Annotated in this window: 15 protein-coding genes; 10 read left to right on the top strand and 5 right to left on the bottom strand. The window is 66.8% G+C overall.

The genetic code is table 11. The features are described from left to right. The first annotated feature begins 23 nt into the window (after nucleotides 1-23). The 4 genes from lexA to LOY33_RS14535 are packed head-to-tail and all read left to right on the top strand — an operon-like array spanning nucleotide 24 to nucleotide 5,757. The gene (lexA, locus tag LOY33_RS14550) at nucleotides 24-641 is read left to right on the top strand and encodes a transcriptional repressor LexA (protein ID WP_258659150.1); all 618 of its coding nucleotides are present in this window, start codon (nucleotides 24-26) and stop codon (nucleotides 639-641) included. Next, nucleotides 641-1,258 (top strand): translesion DNA synthesis-associated protein ImuA, encoded by a 618-nt coding sequence (imuA, locus tag LOY33_RS14545; protein ID WP_043862945.1) that lies wholly within the window; start codon nucleotides 641-643, stop codon nucleotides 1,256-1,258. Before lexA ends, imuA begins: the two co-directional genes overlap by 1 nt. A gap of 6 nt (nucleotides 1,259-1,264) precedes the next feature. Next, nucleotides 1,265-2,683, top strand: a complete 1,419-nt coding sequence (locus LOY33_RS14540) for a DNA polymerase Y family protein (protein WP_078480165.1) — start codon at nucleotides 1,265-1,267, stop codon at nucleotides 2,681-2,683. Further along, nucleotides 2,659-5,757: an error-prone DNA polymerase gene (locus tag LOY33_RS14535; RefSeq protein WP_258659147.1), complete on the top strand. Its 3,099-nt coding sequence runs from the start codon at nucleotides 2,659-2,661 to the stop codon at nucleotides 5,755-5,757. Before LOY33_RS14540 ends, LOY33_RS14535 begins: the two co-directional genes overlap by 25 nt. On the opposite strand, the gene LOY33_RS14530 is transcribed toward LOY33_RS14535, so the two are convergent. After that, entirely contained in the window at nucleotides 5,758-6,579 is an 822-nt protein-coding gene (locus LOY33_RS14530; RefSeq protein WP_258659145.1) for an aldo/keto reductase, read from the bottom strand. It abuts the gene before it with no gap. 206 nt (nucleotides 6,580-6,785) lie between these two features. On the opposite strand from LOY33_RS14530, the gene LOY33_RS14525 reads away from it, so the two are divergent. From LOY33_RS14525 to LOY33_RS14510, 4 genes are all read left to right on the top strand, one after another. Next, complete coding sequence (locus LOY33_RS14525; protein ID WP_043862941.1) at nucleotides 6,786-7,484, top strand: CoA transferase subunit A; 699 nt, start codon at nucleotides 6,786-6,788, stop codon at nucleotides 7,482-7,484. Between the two features lie 36 nt (nucleotides 7,485-7,520). After that, nucleotides 7,521-8,177, top strand: coding sequence for a CoA transferase subunit B (locus tag LOY33_RS14520; protein WP_054915387.1), 657 nt, complete (start codon nucleotides 7,521-7,523; stop codon nucleotides 8,175-8,177). A gap of 143 nt (nucleotides 8,178-8,320) precedes the next feature. Further along, entirely contained in the window at nucleotides 8,321-9,739 is a 1,419-nt protein-coding gene (locus tag LOY33_RS14515) for a short-chain fatty acid transporter (protein WP_043862939.1), read from the top strand. 150 nt (nucleotides 9,740-9,889) lie between these two features. Next, nucleotides 9,890-12,118 carry a TonB-dependent siderophore receptor gene (locus LOY33_RS14510; protein ID WP_236176894.1) on the top strand — a complete coding sequence of 743 codons (2,229 nt, stop codon included), beginning with the start codon at nucleotides 9,890-9,892 and terminating at the stop codon, nucleotides 12,116-12,118. Between the two features lie 83 nt (nucleotides 12,119-12,201). On the opposite strand, the gene LOY33_RS14505 is transcribed toward LOY33_RS14510, so the two are convergent. After that, nucleotides 12,202-13,086, bottom strand: a complete 885-nt coding sequence (locus LOY33_RS14505; RefSeq protein ID WP_043862937.1) for a dihydrodipicolinate synthase family protein — start codon at nucleotides 13,084-13,086, stop codon at nucleotides 12,202-12,204. Nucleotides 13,087-13,111: 25 nt separating this feature from the next. Next, nucleotides 13,112-13,894: an aldolase gene (locus tag LOY33_RS14500; protein ID WP_043862936.1), complete on the bottom strand. Its 783-nt coding sequence runs from the start codon at nucleotides 13,892-13,894 to the stop codon at nucleotides 13,112-13,114. 161 nt (nucleotides 13,895-14,055) lie between these two features. Here LOY33_RS14500 and LOY33_RS14495 point away from each other — a divergent pair, with 161 nt between their 5' ends. After that, nucleotides 14,056-14,604: a helix-turn-helix domain-containing protein gene (locus LOY33_RS14495; RefSeq protein ID WP_258659135.1), complete on the top strand. Its 549-nt coding sequence runs from the start codon at nucleotides 14,056-14,058 to the stop codon at nucleotides 14,602-14,604. Here the strand turns inward: LOY33_RS14495 and LOY33_RS14490 are convergent. Next, a complete protein-coding gene (locus tag LOY33_RS14490; protein WP_258659133.1) occupies nucleotides 14,601-15,152 on the bottom strand; it encodes an RNA 2'-phosphotransferase in 552 nt (183 codons plus the stop codon). The two genes, LOY33_RS14495 and LOY33_RS14490, sit on opposite strands and share 4 nt — an antisense overlap. A 136-nt stretch (nucleotides 15,153-15,288) precedes the next feature. Here LOY33_RS14490 and LOY33_RS14485 point away from each other — a divergent pair, with 136 nt between their 5' ends. Further along, a complete protein-coding gene (locus LOY33_RS14485) occupies nucleotides 15,289-16,071 on the top strand; it encodes an AraC family transcriptional regulator (protein WP_088515382.1) in 783 nt (260 codons plus the stop codon). A gap of 65 nt (nucleotides 16,072-16,136) precedes the next feature. On the opposite strand, the gene LOY33_RS14480 is transcribed toward LOY33_RS14485, so the two are convergent. Beyond that, on the bottom strand, nucleotides 16,137-16,730 hold the full coding sequence (locus LOY33_RS14480; protein ID WP_058540672.1) for a LysE family translocator: 594 nt from the start codon (nucleotides 16,728-16,730) through the stop codon (nucleotides 16,137-16,139). Nucleotides 16,731-16,760: the final 30 nt, after the last annotated feature.

Genomic DNA, 16,760 nt, shown 5'->3' with positions numbered 1-16,760 from the left:
AGATAAACCCGAAAAGAGTACAAATGTGCTCCATGAACAGACTATCGCTCAAACGTGCCGCCATCCTGACCTTCATCCGCGACCGCATCGCGCAGCAAGGGCAGCCCCCGAGCCTGGCCGACATCGCCCAGGCCTTCGGTTTTGCCTCGCGCAGCGTGGCGCGCAAGCACATCCAGGCGCTGTGCGAGGCCGGCTTCATCGAAGTCACCCCCAACCAGGCGCGCAGCATCCGCCTGGCCGGTGCGCTGCGCCGCCCCGAGGTGCTGGAGATCCCGGTACTGGGCCAGGTGGCCGCCGGCCGCCCGATCGGGCCCGACGTGGACATCCACGAACAGCTGATGCTCGATGCGCACCTGTTCAGCCGTACCCCCACCTACCTGCTGAAGGTGCGCGGCGACTCGATGATCGACGACGGTATCTTCGACGGCGACCTGGTGGGCATTCACCAGCAGCCCGATGCCCGCGACGGGCAGATCGTGGTGGCCCGGCTCGATGGGGAGGTCACCATCAAGCGCTTCCAGCGCGCAGGCACGCACTACCGCCTGCTGCCGCGCAACCCGGCCTATGCACCGATAGACGTGGGGCCCGAACGCGACTTCGTGATCGAAGGGGTGTTCTGCGGCCTGTTGAGGCGCGACTGATGGGCGCGGTGGTCAGCCTCGACGGGCTGCTCGACGAGCGGCGGGTCTGGAAGGGGCGCCCGCTGGCCCAGCCCCGGGGCCTGCAACCCACCGGGCATGCCGCGCTGGACGCGGTGCTGCCGGGCGGCGGCTGGCCACCGGGTGCGCTCAGCGAACTGCTGCTGGCTGCCGAGGGCGCCGGCGAGCTGCACCTGCTCTGGCCGAGCCTGGCGCGCCTGACTGCCAGCGGCGAACGGGTGGTGCTGGTGGCGCCGCCGTTCATTCCGTACCCGCCCGCCTGGCTGGCAGCCGGTGTCGACCTGCGCTGGCTGTCGCTGATCCAGGCCTCCCGCGTCGAGGCCCTGTGGGCCGCCGAGCAGTGCCTGCGCTCGGGCAGTTGCGGCGCGGTGCTGTGCTGGCCGCAGCAGGTCGACGACCGCGCCTTGCGCCGCCTGCAGGTGGCTGCCGAAACCGGCCAGACCCTGGCCTTTGCCTGCCGCCCGCAGCAGGCGGCACTCAACCCGTCGCCGGCCGCGCTGCGCATTGCCGTCGACCTGCACCCGGCGCAGTGGCGGGTGCTCAAGTGCCGTGGCGGGCTGGCCCCGGCCACCCCGATCGCCATGGCCGGGCGAGGGTGATGGGCGATGCTGTGGGCCTGCATCCTGCTGCCGCAACTGGCACTCGACAGCGTGCTGCGCGGTCGCGACGACCCCCAGGCGCCGCTGGTGCTGCTCAGCGGCCCGGCGCAGCGGCGCGTGTTGCAGGCGGTCAACCCGGCGGCCCGGGCCCTGGGGCTGCGCGCCGGGCAGAGCCTGAGCACCGCGCAGGCGCTGGCCAGCAGTTTTACCTGCGTCGAGCATGACCCGGCGGCGGTCGAGCAGTTGCAGCAATTGCTGGCCGCCTGGGCCTACCAGTTCAGTTCGCAGGTCAGCCTGCATTACCCACGCACCGTGTTGCTCGAAGTCGAATCCAGCCTGGGCCTGTTCGGGCCCTGGCCGCTGTTCGAGGCCCGCCTGCGCAAGGAGCTGGGCGAGCTGGGGCTGCGTCATCGCATCGTGCTGGCCAGCAACCCGGTGGCGGCGCGCATGCTGGCCAACGCCCATGACGGGCTGGCACTGAACGACCCCCAGGCCACCCGCGCCGCCCTTGCGCAGATGCCCGTGGACCGCATCGGCCTGCCGGTGGAGGCCGCCACGGCCTTGTCGCGCATGGGCCTGCGCGACCTTGGGCAGGTGCTGGGGTTGCCGCGCGACACCCTGGCCAGGCGTTTTGCCGCCAGCGTGCAGGTGCACCTGGATCGCCTGCTGGGCCTGCGCCCCATGGCGCTGGCGTGCTACCGGCCGCCGGACCGGTTCGAGGCGCGCCTGGAACTCAACTTCGATGTGGAGTCGCACCAGGCGCTGTTGTTTCCGTTGCGCCGGCTGATTGCCGACCTGGCGGCGTTCCTGGCCAGCCGTGACGGCGGCGTGCAGCGTTTTACCCTGCACCTGGAACATGCCCGGGGCGTCGCCACGCCGGTGGTGGTCGGCCTGCTGGCCGCCGAACGCGAGGCGGGCATGCTGTTCGAGCTGGCACGCGGGCGCCTGGAGCAGTTGAGCCTGCCCGCACCGGTGCGCAGCGTGCGCCTGGTGGCCGACGACCTGCCGGCGTTCGTGCCGCAACCGGGCGAGCTGTTCAATGCGCGGCCCCAGCAGCAACAGGGCTGGGAGCAGTTGCGCGAGCGTTTGCGTGCACGCCTGGGCGATGAGAGCGTGCGGGCTGTGCAGGCTTTTGCCGACCACCGCCCCGAGTGCGCCTGGCAGGCGGCAGGCGGCGCCCCGCCGCTGGCCCGTGCGCCGGGCGGGCCGCCGCGCCCGGGCTGGCTGCTGGCCGAGCCGCAGGCCTTGGCGCCCGAGGGCCTGCGCCTGCTGGCCGGGCCCGAGCGGATCGAATCCGGCTGGTGGGATGGCGGCGATGTGCGGCGTGACTACTACCTGGTCGAAACCCCGGCTGGCCAGCGCGGCTGGGCCTACCGGCCACTGGGCGAAGGCGGGCCGTTGTGGCTGCAGGGCTGGTTCGCATGAGCGTGGGCTATGCCGAGCTGCACTGCCTGTCGAACTTCACCTTCCAGCGCGGGGCCTCGAGTGCCCGCGAGCTGTTCGAGCGGGCGCACCAGCAGGGCTACCAGGCCCTGGCGATCACCGACGAATGCACCCTGGCCGGTATCGTGCGGGCCTGGCAGGCGGCCAGGGAGACGGGCCTCAAGCTGATCGTCGGCAGCGAGGTGCGGGTGCACGACGGCCCCAGGCTGGTGCTGCTGGTCGAAAACCTGAGCGGCTACCAGCACCTGTGCCGGCTCATCACCCTGGCCCGGCGCCGGGCGAAAAAGGGCGAATACCAGCTGCTGCGCGAAGACTTCGCCGGCCCGCTGCACGGCCTGCTGGCGCTGTGGGTCCCGGACGAGCCGTTGCAGGCCGGCCCCGACCTGTGGCTGCGCGAGGTGTTCGGCGAGCGCCTGTGGTTGGCGGTGCAACTGCATCGCGGTGCCGACGACCATCAGCGCCTGCAACAACTGCAGGGGTTGGCCGCGAGCCTGAACCTGCGCGCCGTGGCCTGTGGCGACGTGCACATGCATGCGCGTGGGCGGCGCGCGCTGCAGGACTGCATGAGCGCGCTGCGCCATCACAGCACCGTGGCCGGTGCCGGGCAGCACCTGTTCGCCAATGGCGAGCGGCACCTGCGGCCCCTGGCGCAGCTGGCCGAGCTGTACCCGGCCCACCTGCTTGAGGCCACCCTGGAGATTGCCCGGCGCTGCACCTTCGACCTCGGCCAGTTGCGCTACCAGTACCCGCGCGAAGTGGTGCCCGAGGGGTACACGCCGACCGGCTGGCTGCGCACGCTGTGCGAACGCCAGGTGCCGTGGCGCTGGCCGGGGGGAATCGAGCCGGCCGTGCGCCAGACCCTCGAACACGAACTGGCGCTGATCGCCGAGCTGGGCTACGAGAGCTACTTCCTGACCGTCTACGACATCGTTCATTTTGCCCGTGGCCAGGGCATCCTGTGCCAGGGCCGGGGCTCGGCAGCCAACTCGGTGGTGTGCTTCGTGCTGGGCATCACCGAGCTGGACCCGACCCGCACGCACCTGCTGTTCGAGCGCTTTTTATCGCGTGAGCGCGACGAGCCGCCGGACATCGACGTGGACTTCGAGCACGAACGGCGCGAAGAGGTGCTGCAATACGTGTTCAACCGCTATGGCCGCCACCGCGCCGCCCTGACGGCCGTGGCCAGCACCTACCATGCCGCCGGGGCGGTGCGCGACATTGCCCGGGTGCTGGGGCTGCCGCCCGACCAGATCAACGCCCTGGCCGATTGCTGCGGGCGCTGGACCGACCGCATCCCGCCGCCGGAGCGGTTGCGCGAAGCCGGTTTCGACCCCGACAGCCCGCTGCTGCACCGGGTGCTGACCTTGACCGGCGAGCTGATCGGCTTCCCCCGGCACCTGTCGCAGCACCCTGGTGGCTTCGTGATTTCCGAGCAGCCACTGGACACCCTGGTGCCGGTGGAAAACGCCGCCATGGACGAACGCACGGTGATCCAGTGGGACAAGGACGACCTGGACATGGTCGGCCTGCTCAAGGTCGATATCCTGGCCCTGGGCATGCTCAGCGCCTTGCGCCGCTGCTTCGACCTGGTGCGCTACCACCGCGGGCGCGAGCTGACCATCGCGACCCTGCCGCCGGACGATGTCCCCACCTACGACATGATCGGCCGTGCCGATACCGTGGGGGTGTTCCAGATCGAGTCACGGGCGCAGATGGCCATGCTGCCGCGGCTCAAGCCACGCGAGTTCTACGACCTGGTGATCGAGGTGGCCATCGTGCGCCCCGGGCCGATCCAGGGCGACATGGTGCACCCGTACCTGCGCCGGCGTAACAAGCAGGAGCAGGTGACCTACCCGTCGGATGCGCTGAAGAAGGTGTTCGAGCGCACCCTGGGCGTGCCGCTGTTTCAGGAACAGGTGATGGAGCTGGCCATGGTGGCCGCCGACTATACGGCGGGCGAGGCCGACCAGTTGCGCCGTTCGATGGCCGCCTGGAAACGTCACGGCGGGCTGGAGCCACACCGCGAGCGGCTGACCCGGGGCATGCTGAACAACGGCTACAGCGTCGAGTTCGCCGAGCGCATCTTCGAGCAGATCAAGGGCTTTGGCAGCTACGGGTTCCCCGAGTCCCACGCGGCCAGCTTTGCCTTGCTGACCTACGCCAGTTGCTGGCTCAAGTGCCACGAGCCGGCGATCTTCGCCTGTGCGCTGATCAACAGCTGGCCGATGGGCTTCTACAGCCCGGACCAGATCCTGCAGGACGCACGCCGCCACCGCATCCAGATTCGCCCGGTGGATGTGCAGCACAGCCAGTGGGACTGCAGCCTGGAGCCGGTGGGCGGCGATGAACTGGCGCTGCGCCTTGGCCTGCGCCAGGTGCGCGGCTTTCGCCAGGACGATGCCCTGCGCCTGGCACAGGCCAGGGCGCAACGGGCGTTCGGCGATGTGGCCGACCTGTGCCTGCGTGCCGGCCTGGATGCGCGGGCGCGGGCGCTGCTGGCCGATGCCGGGGCCCTGGGCGCCCTGGCCGGGCACCGTTATCAGGCGCGTTGGGAAGTGGCGGCGGTGCAGGCGCAACTGCCGCTGTTCGCCGGGGTGGAGCCGCCCCGTGAAGCGCCGGTGAACCTGCCGGTGCCCAGCGTGGGCGAGGACCTGTTTGCCGACTATGCCAGCGTCGGCACCACATTGGGCCCGCACCCGCTGAGCCTGCTGCGCCGACGCCTGAATGGCCTGGGCTGTCGCAGTTCGCAGGCCCTGGAGTGGGCCGAACACGGCGATGCGGTGAGCGTGGCGGGGCTGGTCACCGGGCGCCAACGGCCAGGCACTGCCAGCGGCGTGACCTTCGTGACCCTGGAGGATGAGTTCGGCATGGTCAACGTGGTGGTGTGGCGCGAGCTGGCCGAGCGTCAGCGCCGGGTGCTGGTGGGCTCGCAGCTGCTGCGGGTGATGGGTACGCTCGAATGCGCCGACGGCGTGCGCCACCTGATCGCGAAGCGCCTGGAAGACCTCAGCCCGCTGTTGCACGGGCTGGATGTGCGCAGCCGCGACTTTCGCTGATCACACCATCGCCAGGCGCTGCTTGCGGGTGGGCGGCGGGAAGGCGCGGTCGATGGCGCGCAGGTCTTCGCTGCTCAAGGTCAGGCTGGCCGCGGCGGCATTGAGCTGCACATGGCGTTTGTCCACCGCCTTGGGGATCGCGATCACGCCGTCTTCTCGGGTTACCCAGGCCAGTGCCACCTGGGCCGCGGTGGCGCCATGGCGTTCGGCGATCTGGTTGAGGGTCGCGTTTTTGAGCAGGCGTCCGGCCTGGGCCAGCGGGCAGTAGGCCATGGTTGGCAAGTGGCGCTTGTGGCTGTAGGGCAGCAGGTCGAACTCGATGCCGCGCTGCTCGGGGTTGTACAGCACCTGGTTGGTGGCGCAGGCCGGGTTGTCCAGCTCGCGCAGGTCATCGGTATCGAAGTTGGACACGCCCCAGCGCCGGATCTTGCCGGCCTCGCGCAGGCGCTCGAAGGCTTCGACGGTTTCCTCCAGCGGGTACTGGCCGCGCCAGTGCAGCAGGTACAGGTCGATATGGTCGGTGCCCAGGCGCTGCAGGCTGCGCTCGCAGGCGGCGGGGATGCCGCTGCGGCTGGCGTTGTGCGGGTACACCTTGCTGACCACGCAGACCTGCTCGCGACGCCCCTGGATGGCCTGGCCCACCACCCGCTCGGCGCCGCCCTCGGCATACATTTCGGCGGTGTCGATCAACGTCAGGCCCAGGTCGATGCCGTGCTGCAGGGCGGCGACCTCGGCTTTCTGCTGGCCGGGGTCTTCGCCCATGTACCAGGTGCCCTGGCAGATGACGGGTACGGTGGAGTCGCCGAGTTCGAGCGTACGCATGGAAGGCTCCTGCAAAGTGGGGAGGGTGGTCTACTGTCCTTTAGGGTTTTGTGGCGGGTCAAGCCTACCCGCATCGACATTGATTTGAATAACCAATCAATCCATCAAAAAAACAAAATTAACAAATGAGTGGCCAAGGGTGAAGATGGCCCCAGACGCTCTCCGACGACCCTCGTCGGTTCTACAACTACAAAAGGCGAATCAGCATGGCCGGACTGGACAAGCGCGTAGCGACCTATGAAGAGGCCCTCGAAGGCCTTGCCGACAACATGACCGTACTGGCAGGCGGCTTCGGCCTGTGCGGCATCCCTGAAAACCTCATTGCCGAGATCAAGCGCCGTGGCGTGCGCGGCCTGACCGTGGTGTCCAACAACTGCGGCGTCGACGGCTTCGGCCTGGGCGTGCTGCTCGAAGACCACCAGATCCGCAAGATGGTCGCCTCGTATGTGGGCGAAAACGCCGAGTTCGAACGTCAGCTGCTCAGCGGCGAGCTGGAAGTGGAACTTACCCCGCAAGGCACCCTGGCCGAGAAGATGCGCGCCGGCGGCGCCGGCATCCCGGCCTTCTTCACCGCCACCGGCTACGGCACCCCGGTGGCCGAAGGCAAGGAAGTGCGCGAATTCAACGGGCGCAAGTACATCCTCGAAGAAGCCATCACCGGTGACTTCGCCATCGTCAAGGGCTGGAAGGCCGACCACTACGGCAACGTGGTGTACCGCAACACCGCGCAGAACTTCAACCCGCTGGCCGCCACCGCCGGCAAGATCACCGTGGTGGAGGTCGAGGAGATCGTCGAGCCAGGCGTGCTGCTGCCTACCGAGATCCATACCCCGGGCATCTACGTCGACCGGGTCATCGTCGGCACGTTCGAGAAGCGTATCGAAAAACGCACCGTCAAAGCCTGACCCGACCCCGCGCAGAACAACAAAGAGAACCTGAGCATGGCACTTACCCGCGAACAAATGGCACAACGTGTAGCCCGTGAACTCAAGGACGGCTACTACGTCAACCTTGGCATCGGCATCCCGACCCTGGTGGCCAACTACGTCCCGGCGGATATGGACGTGATGCTGCAATCGGAGAACGGCCTGCTGGGCATGGGGGAATTCCCCACCGAAGCGCAGCTGGACGCCGACATGATCAACGCCGGCAAGCAGACCGTGACCGCCCGCACCGGCGCGTCGATCTTCAACTCGGCCGAGTCTTTCGCGATGATCCGTGGCGGTCACGTCGACCTCACTGTGCTGGGGGCGTTCGAGGTGGACGTGGAGGGCAACATCGCCTCCTGGATGATCCCGGGCAAACTGGTCAAGGGCATGGGCGGGGCGATGGACCTGGTGGCTGGTGCCGAGAACATCATCGTCACCATGACCCATGCCTCCAAGGACGGCGAGTCCAAGCTGCTGTCGCGCTGCAGCCTGCCGCTGACCGGTGCCGGCTGCATCCGCAAGGTGCTGACCGACCTGGCCTATCTTGAGATCGAGAATGGCGCGTTCATCCTGCGCGAGACAGCGCCGGGGGTGAGCGTGGAAGAGATCGTCGCCAAGACCGCCGGCAAGCTGATCGTGGCCGATGATGTGAAAGAGATGACGTTCTAGGCTGATAACCGCCTTGCCTGTGCTGGCCTCTTCGCCGGCAAGGCCGGCTCCTGCAGGGAACCACGCATTCCTGTGCAGGAGCCGGCCTTGCCGGCGAAGGGGTCTTCAGCCGTTCAAAAAAAATCAATAAGAAGGAAAATCCCGTGGCCGCCGAACTCCAAGACAGCCGCTCCGCCCGCTTTGCCCTGCGTTGCTCCAACTGGGCCGAACGCTGGTTCCCCGACTCCTGGGTGTTCGCCGCCCTGGCCGTGGTGCTGGTGTCACTGGCCGCCCTGGCCATGGGCGCCAAACCCCTCGATACCGCCACCGCCTTCGGTGACGGGTTCTGGAGCCTGATCCCCTTCACCATGCAGATGGCCTTCGTGGTCATCGGCGGCTATGTGGTGGCCAGCTCGCCGCCGGCGGTGAAACTCATCGACCGCCTGGCGCGCATTCCGAAGAACGGCCGTTCGGCCGTGTGCTGGGTGGCGCTGATATCGATGGTCGCCTCGTTGCTCAACTGGGGCCTGTCGCTGGTGTTCGGCGGCCTGCTGGTACGCGCCCTGGCGCGCCGTACCGACCTGAAGATGGACTACCGCGCCGCCGGTGCCGCCGCCTACCTGGGCCTGGGCGCCGTATGGGCCCTGGGCCTGTCCTCGTCGGCCGCGCAGCTGCAAGCCAACCCGGCGAGCCTGCCGCCGTCGATCCTGGCGATCACCGGGGTGATCCCGTTCACCGAAACCATCTTCCTCTGGCAGTCGGGCGTGATGCTGGCGGCGCTGGTCATCGTGTCGCTGATCGTGGCCTACGCCACTGCACCCGGCCCGCAGAGTGCCCGCGATGCTCAGGCCTGTGGCATCGACCCCAGCTTCAGCGCACCACCACCGGCGCAGCGCACGCGCCCAGGTGAATGGCTGGAATACAGCCCGGTGCTGACCCTGCTGCTGGTGGCCCTGGCGGCTGGCTGGCTGTACCACGAGTTCTCGACCAAGCCGGCCATCACCGCGATCTCGGGGCTCAATACCTACAACTTTCTGTTCATTATGCTCGGCGCCTTGCTGCACTGGCGCCCGCGCAGCTTCCTGGATGCGGTGGGCCGTGCGGTGCCGACCACCACCGGGGTACTGATCCAGTTCCCGCTGTACGGCTCGATCGCGGCCATCCTCACCCAGGTCAAGGGCGTGGACGCGCAAACCCTGGCGCACCATATCTCCACCTTCTTCGTGCAGATCGCCTCGCATGACACCTACGCCTTGCTGATGGGCGTGTACTCTGCGGTGCTGGGCTTCTTCATTCCCTCCGGTGGCGGCAAGTGGATCATCGAGGCGCCCTACGTGATGCTGGTGGCCAACGACCTGCAGTACCACCTGGGCTGGGCGGTGCAGATCTACAACGCCGCCGAGGCGCTGCCCAACCTGATCAACCCGTTCTATATGCTGCCGCTGCTGGGCGTGCTGGGGCTCAAGGCGCGCGACCTGATCGGCTTCTCGTTCGTGCAGTTGCTGGTGCACGTGCCGCTGGTGCTGTTCTTGCTCTGGGCGCTGGGCACCACGTTGCAGTACACGCCACCTGTGATGCCGTAGCGCATCCGGCGGGTAAAAAAGGCGATCTTCGGATCGCCTTTTTCATGTCTAAATTAAATCGATAAGCATTCGTATTAAGGGTGATCCGATGATGTCCCGCTGTGTACTTCTAAACGGAATTTCCCGTCGTAAAACAAGGAGAAGGCCGCGATGTTCGCGCCGATTACCCGTTCCATGACGTTGACACTGGGCCTGTGCGGCACCGCCTGCAGCGCCGTCGCACTGGCTGACAACGAACCCCTGCCCGACGCCGCCCCCCAGGCGCTGGAGCTGGGTTCGACCAACGTGAGTGCCCAGGGCCTGGGCAGCACCACCGAAAACACCGGGGCCTACACCACCGGCAGCATGAGCACCGCCACCCGCCTGAACCTGTCGATCAAGGACACCCCGCAGTCGATGTCGGTGCTGACCCGCCAGCAGCTGGACGACTTCCAGCTCGACAACCTCTCCGAAGCCATGGGCCAGGTGACGGGCGTGGTGGTGCAGCGCAACGACTCCGAGCGCCCCACCTACAACTCGCGCGGCTATGCCATCGACAACTTCCAGATCGACGGCATGCTCAACACCTTCGCGGGGCTCAAGTCCGACTCGGACACCATCATCTACGACCGCATCGAAGTGGTGCGTGGCGCCACCGGGCTGACCACCGGCGCCGGCGACCCGTCGGGCACCATCAACATGATGCGCAAGCGCCCCACCCATGAACTGGCGGTGAAAACCGGCCTGCGTGGCGGCAGCTACGACAACTACTACAGCTATGTCGACGTGGGCGGGCCGCTGGCCTTCGACGGCCGTCTGCGCGGGCGCAGCGTGCTGGCCTACCGCGATGCCCATTCGTTTCGCGACCGCTACCAGACCCAGCGCGAGGTGGCCTACGGCATTCTCGAGGGCGACCTGAGCGACGACACCGTGCTGGCGGTGGGGTACGACTACCAGAACAAGCATGTACAGGGTGCCTCGTGGGGCACCGTGCCGTACTGGAACGCCTCCGGTGGCAAGGCCAAGCTGCCGCGTTCGAACAACATCTCGGCGCCGTGGAGTTCATGGCCGCTCAAGGACGAGACCGTGTTCGCCACCCTCGACCAGCGCCTGGGCGGCGACTGGCACCTCAAGGCCGCCTACACCTACCGCCAGAGCGAAACCGACGGCAAGGTGTACTTCGGTGGCCAGGGCTTCCCCGAGGCCGACCGCAGCGGCATGAATGCCTGGGTCAGCCACTTCATCGGCGACGAGAAAATGAGCGCCGCCGACCTCAACCTGGGCGGGCCCTTTGCGCTGCTGGGGCGCGAGCACGAATTCATGATCGGCTATGGCGAGTCGCAGCGGCGCAACAGCGCGCCGCTCAAGCGGCCCCTGGACCTGCCGCCCGGCTACACGACTATCCCCGACTGGAAGTACCTGGGCGGGGTAGACAAGTTCGCCGATACCGTGACCAACCTGGATGGTTCGCGCGATACCACGCAGCAGAAGGCCGGCTATGTCGCCACCCGGCTGAACGTGACCGATGCACTGCACCTGGTGCTGGGCAGCCGCTACGGCAGCTGGAAGGTCACGGGGCGCTCATGGGCATTCGATGCGGCGGGGCAGGTGGTGGAGAACCCGCGCTCCAGCCGCACCCACAATGACGTGTGGACACCCTATGCGGGCGTTCTGTACGACATCACCGACCACTACACCGTGTACGCCAGCTATACCGACATCTTCAAGCCGCAGAACTACAAGGATGTCGACGACAAGTACCTGGAACCGGTGGTGGGCAGCAACTACGAGGTGGGCCTGAAGGGCAGCCTGCTGGACGAGCGTCTGAACCTGTCGACGGCGGTGTTTCGCAGCAAGCAGGACAACGTGGCCGAGGTGGACGATTCCATTCCGGTAGGGCCCAACGGCGAGCAGTATTACAAGTCCGGCGGCAAGGGCAATACCGTGGAGGGCTTCGAGGCGGAGGTCGCTGGCGAGGTGATGGCGGGGTGGAACATGACCCTGGGCTACAGCTACACCCACTCGCTGGATGCCGAGCACAAGCGGCGCAACACCACCCAGCCGTTGAACATGGTGCGCTGGAACAGCACCTACAGGGTGATGGACAGGTTGACCGTGGGTGGGTCGGTGGATTGGCAGAGCGACATCTACCGCAGCGGCAATCGTCCGGTGGGGCGAGGCAGCGATGGCCGGATCATCACGGCGCCGGCTGACATTCGCCAGCGGTCCTACACGGTGGTGGGGTTGATGTCCCGTTACGAGTTCGACGAACACCTGTCGGCGTCCTTGAACGTGAAGAACCTGCTGGATACCAGGTACTACAACAACGTGGGGTTCTACAACGGGGTGTACTGGGGTGATCCGCGCACGCTGACGGTGAGCCTGGATTGGCGGTTGTAGCGCCCTGAAGCCGAGCCAACAGGGCTGACGATGCATGCCCTGTTGGCCGTGGCGATACCGTGCGCCGAGGCCGTGAGAAGGCCTTACCCCATCTGTTCGAGCAACCCGCGCAACCGCTCACGCCCGGCGTCATCCAGCCCGAACACCGGCCTGCGCGGCTCGCCCACCTCCAGCCCGGTCAACGCCAACCCTGCCTTCACCGTCGCCGGCAAGCCGCCCTTGAGGATGAACTCCAGCAATGGCAACTGCCGGTAGAACAGCGCCCGCGCCGCCTCAAGGTCGTTACCCAGCACGGCCTGGTACAGCTGCTGGTTGAGCGCCGGAATCAGGTTGGCTGCCGCCGTGCACCAGCCCGTGGCACCGGCCACGAACGCTTCCAGGGCCAACGGGTTGCAGCCGTTGTAGAACGGCACCTGGCCTTCGCCCAACTGCTGCAGTTTGTGCATGCGCTGGATGTCGCCGGTACTCTCCTTGACCATGGTCACGTTCTCGACCTGGCGCACGATGCGCATGATCAGCTCCACCGACAGGTCGGTGCCGCTGGTGGCCGGGTTGTTGTAGAGCATGATCGGCACGCCGATGCAGTCGCCGATGCTCTGGTAGTGCTGCAGGATCTCGGCCTCGCTCAGCTTCCAGTAGGCCGCCGGCAATACCATCACCGCATCTGCCCCATGGGCCTCGGCAAAGCGCGCGCGGCGCATGGCGCTGGCGGTGGTCAGGTCCGAGACGCTGACAATGGTCGGTACCCGCCCGCCAATGTGCGCCAGGCTGAACTCGGCCACCTGGTCCCACTCGCGGTCGCTCAGGTAGGCGCCTTCGCCCGTGCTGCCCAGGGGTGCGATGGCCTGTACCCCACCTTCGATCAGCCGATCGATGGAGCGGCCCAGGGCCGTCAGGTCGAGCTGGGTGCCGTCGGCGCTGAACGGGGTGATGGTGTAGCCGATGATGCCGTGAAAAGTCGTGGACATGAAAAACACTCCGCAGAAAACAGGTTCAGTTCAGGCAATCGGCATGCTGACGCAGGCACTGCCGGGCATAGTAGGCGAACGCCGCGCCGTGGCGCTTGGGGCGGGCGATCCAGTCGTGCGCTTCGCGCCCCAGCACCGGCTCGATGGGCTTGATCTGGCCGGCTGACATCGCCAGCAACTGCAGGCGCGCCGCGCGCTCGATCAACTGCGCGATCACACAGGCTTCCTCGATGCTGGCGCCGGTCGACAGCTGGCCGTGGTGCGAGAGCAGGATGGCGCGCTTGTCGCCCAGCGCCGCGCTGATCAGCTCGCCTTCCTCGTTGCCCACCGGCACCCCGGGCCAGCCTTCGAGAAACGCGCAGTCCTCGTACAGCGGGCAGAGGTCCATGTGCGACACCTGCAACGGTACCTCGAGCATCGACAGCGCGGCGATGTGGGTCGGGTGGGTGTGGATGATGCAGTTCACATCCGGGCGTGCGCGGTACACCCAGCTGTGAAAGCGGTTGGCCGGGTTGGGCATGCCGCTGCCTTCGAGCACCTCCAGGTCCTCGTTGACCAATAGCAGGTTGCTGGCGGTGATTTCATCGAAGCCCAGCCCCAGTTGCTGGGTGTAGAAGGTGCCCGGTTGCGGGCCGCGGGCACTGATCTGCCCGGCCAGGCCGGAGTCGTGGCCGTTGTCGAACAGGATTCGACAGGTCAGCGCCAGCTTTTCACGCACAGTCCACGTATTATCGGCAAGCGAGCCCTGCATCTGTTCCAGGGCCTGCTTGACCAGTTGGTCCTTGGGGAGTGCTAATGTCTTGGCCATTGGGGTTTCCTCGGTGGCGGATCGGACGTCAGGGCTGGCCCGCCCCGGTTGCTTGGAAGGTGAGCGGGGTGGTCAACCTCATGACACAAACAAGGCTATATGACACAAAGTGTCATTGGCAAGGGAAAGGTTGCCCATTGCACCGGGAATAGCGGCGTTAAATGTCTATCCGATTGAAAGTATTAAGAAAAAAACTTGGGCTGACGCTTGAGACGCTGGCCGAGAAAACGGCCATGACCAAGAGCTACCTGTCCAAGGTGGAGCGGGGTCTGAACACGCCTTCGATTGCGGCGGCGCTGAAACTGGCGCGGGCGTTGAACGTGAACGTGGAAGAACTGTTCGCCGAAGACCAACCTGCGCAGGCGCGCTACAGCCTGGTACGCCGGGGTGAACGCCAGGCGTTGTCCGGCAGCGCCGAAGGGCCGGGCTACGCGGTGCTGGCCCAGCATATCGGCCAGCGCAGCCTGCTGCCGTTCATCATCTGCCCGCCGGCGGACTTCAGCGACTCGACGTTCAAGGAGCACCTTGGCGAAGAGTTCCTGTTCGTGCACGAAGGGCAGGTGGAAGTGGACTTCATGCACGAGCGGGTGTTGCTCGAGCGCGGCGATGCGCTGCACTTTAATGCCCAGACACCGCACCGGCTACGCTCGGTCGGGGCGGTGCAGGCGCAGTTGCTGGTGGTGGTGCACGACGTCGATTCGCCGGTTTAACCGGGCTGTCGAATGAACGCCACCGGCACGTGGGCCGTCAGCCATACGCCATTGTCGGCCTGGAAGAACGCCAGGCCCTGGGCGTGCATTGCCGCTGCATCGATGTGCAGCATTACCGGTGAGCCGTAACGCTGGCCGACCGCAATGGCCGTGGCAGGGTCGTGGGACAGGTGCACGTGGTGACGGTTGCCGGCGATCAGGCCCTGTTGGGCAATCGAGTCGAGAAAGCGCGTTGCCGTACCGTGGTACAGCTCTGCAGGCGGCGCCTTGGGCGCGTACTGGAGCTCGACCGTCGCTGTCGAGTGCCCCTGTACGGCGCGAATCCTGCGGCCATCGTCCGACAGGCCGAAGCGTTTCTTGTCGCTGCTGGCCACCACCGCCTGCAGGTGCGCCAGGTCCAGCGCGCGGCCCTGGCGAGCGGCGCCGGCAATCAGTGCATCGACATCGCCCCAGCCTTCGCTGTCCAGTTGCAGATCGATGGATTCGGGGGCGTGACGCAGCACGTAGCTGAGAAATTTGCTGGTTTCGGTGAAGTGCTTGCTGTTCATGCGGGTCTTCCTTGAACGGTCTGCGCGGCAGCTTATCAGGGCGCGCAAGCGGCGACGAGCGGTGCGCAAGGGGCAGTGGCACGCCTTGAAGCCTGATAGAGTGCGCGTTGTTCCACTGCCCACAGGCCCGCACGCGATGACCACCACCTCGTATTTCTGGCGTGACCCGGCGTTGCCCTTCATCGAGGCGCGCGGGGTCGCAGACGGTCGCAAGGTCTGCTATGCGCGCCATTCCCATGCCGGGTTCTCCATCGGTGCGATCACTGCCGGGCGTAGCTCCTACCTCAGCGGGCACACCTGGCGCGAGGTCGAGACCGGCACGGTGGTGATGATGAACCCCGGTGTGGTGCACGCCTGCAACCCGATCGCCGACCAGCCGTGGTCGTACCTGATGTTGTACGTGGACATGCCGTGGCTGACCCGGCTTGGCTTCGCACCGGTCGCTGCCACCCTGAGTACCGCCCCGGCCCTGTTCGAGGCCCTGTTGCAGTTGTACGACGTGCTCATCGACAACCAGCGTGGCGCGGCGTGCAAGGCGGCGGCTGCCGAAGCGTTCTTCGGCGACCTGCGCCAGCAGCTGGAGGCAGCGCCACCGCCGCTGGCCAGGCCGGATGCGCGCCTGGAGCGGGCGGCGGCATTCATTCGCGCACATTGCACCGAACCGCTCAAGCTCGAAGACATCAGCCAGGCGGCCGGCTTGTCCACCTCGTATCTGATCCGCACCTTCAAGCAGCATTACGGCCTGACCCCGCACGGCTTTGTGCTGGACTGCCGCGTGCAGTACGCCCGCGCCCAGTTGCGCCAGGGCCGGCTGATCGCCGAGGTGGCGCTGGAGGCCGGGTTTGCCGACCAGGCGCATCTGCAACGGGCATTCAAGCAGCACCTGGCTGCGACGCCCGGGCATTACCGCTCAGCCTAGGCGCTGTACGAAAAGCCTTGATACTCGGTGATGCTGCGTTGAAAACAGCCTGACCTTCGTCTTTTTCATACAGACCCCTGCATCAGGTACAGCGCACTCAGCACCAGCAGGGCGGCCAGGCTGCGATTGAACAGGCGCAGGCGCCGCGGGTTGTCGAGGTAGCTGCGGATCAGGCTGCCGGCCAGTGCCCAGCAGCCCAGCGAGAGGTAGCAGATCACCAGGTAGATCAGGCTGAACTGGCCCAGCAGGGCGGTTTCGCCCTGGCCCACGAAGGCGCCGATGCCCGCCACGCAGGCCAGCCAGGCCTTGGGGTTGAGCCATTGCATGGCAGCGCCGCGCAGCAGGCTGGGTGCGTGGGTATCACGCCCTTCACCGAGCGCGCCGTCGTCGCGGGCCAGTTTCCATGCCATGTACAGCAGAAACAGCACCCCGGCCCAGTGCAGGGCAACGGCAAGGCCTGGCCAGTGGCGCAGCACCTCGTGCAGGCCCAGGCCGATCAGTACCAGCAGCAGGATGAACCCCAGGGTGGCGCCGGTAACGTGGCGCATGGCCGGGCGCAAGCCATGCCGTGCGCCGGCGCCCAGGGCAACGATGTTGACCGGGCCAGGGGAAATGGAGGCGGCCAGGGCGAAGGCGGCCATGGAAAGGCTGAGGCTCATGCGGCAGATCCTTGAGGGGGAGGGTGCAGC

Source organism: Pseudomonas sp. B21-036 (assembly GCF_024748925.1).
GTDB classification, from domain to species: Bacteria; Pseudomonadota; Gammaproteobacteria; order Pseudomonadales; family Pseudomonadaceae; genus Aquipseudomonas; species Aquipseudomonas palmensis.
Note: the sequence above shows the minus strand (reverse complement) of the source record. Positions and strands in the feature narration are given on the sequence as shown.

What these genes read in the sequence shown, in the direction of transcription:
- LOY33_RS14490 (WP_258659133.1), bottom strand. Translation starts at nt 15,152, where the DNA reads ATGAACAGCAAGCACTTCACCGAAACCAGCAAATTTCTCAGCTACGTG.
- lexA (WP_258659150.1), top strand. Translation starts at nt 24, where the DNA reads ATGTGCTCCATGAACAGACTATCGCTCAAACGTGCCGCCATCCTGACC.
- LOY33_RS14505 (WP_043862937.1), bottom strand. Translation starts at nt 13,086, where the DNA reads ATGTCCACGACTTTTCACGGCATCATCGGCTACACCATCACCCCGTTC.
- LOY33_RS14495 (WP_258659135.1), top strand. Translation starts at nt 14,056, where the DNA reads ATGTCTATCCGATTGAAAGTATTAAGAAAAAAACTTGGGCTGACGCTT.
- LOY33_RS14530 (WP_258659145.1), bottom strand. Translation starts at nt 6,579, where the DNA reads ATGCGTACGCTCGAACTCGGCGACTCCACCGTACCCGTCATCTGCCAG.
- LOY33_RS14485 (WP_088515382.1), top strand. Translation starts at nt 15,289, where the DNA reads ATGACCACCACCTCGTATTTCTGGCGTGACCCGGCGTTGCCCTTCATC.
- LOY33_RS14525 (WP_043862941.1), top strand. Translation starts at nt 6,786, where the DNA reads ATGGCCGGACTGGACAAGCGCGTAGCGACCTATGAAGAGGCCCTCGAA.
- LOY33_RS14540 (WP_078480165.1), top strand. Translation starts at nt 1,265, where the DNA reads ATGCTGTGGGCCTGCATCCTGCTGCCGCAACTGGCACTCGACAGCGTG.
- LOY33_RS14520 (WP_054915387.1), top strand. Translation starts at nt 7,521, where the DNA reads ATGGCACTTACCCGCGAACAAATGGCACAACGTGTAGCCCGTGAACTC.
- imuA (WP_043862945.1), top strand. Translation starts at nt 641, where the DNA reads ATGGGCGCGGTGGTCAGCCTCGACGGGCTGCTCGACGAGCGGCGGGTC.
- LOY33_RS14510 (WP_236176894.1), top strand. Translation starts at nt 9,890, where the DNA reads ATGTTCGCGCCGATTACCCGTTCCATGACGTTGACACTGGGCCTGTGC.
- LOY33_RS14500 (WP_043862936.1), bottom strand. Translation starts at nt 13,894, where the DNA reads ATGGCCAAGACATTAGCACTCCCCAAGGACCAACTGGTCAAGCAGGCC.
- LOY33_RS14480 (WP_058540672.1), bottom strand. Translation starts at nt 16,730, where the DNA reads ATGAGCCTCAGCCTTTCCATGGCCGCCTTCGCCCTGGCCGCCTCCATT.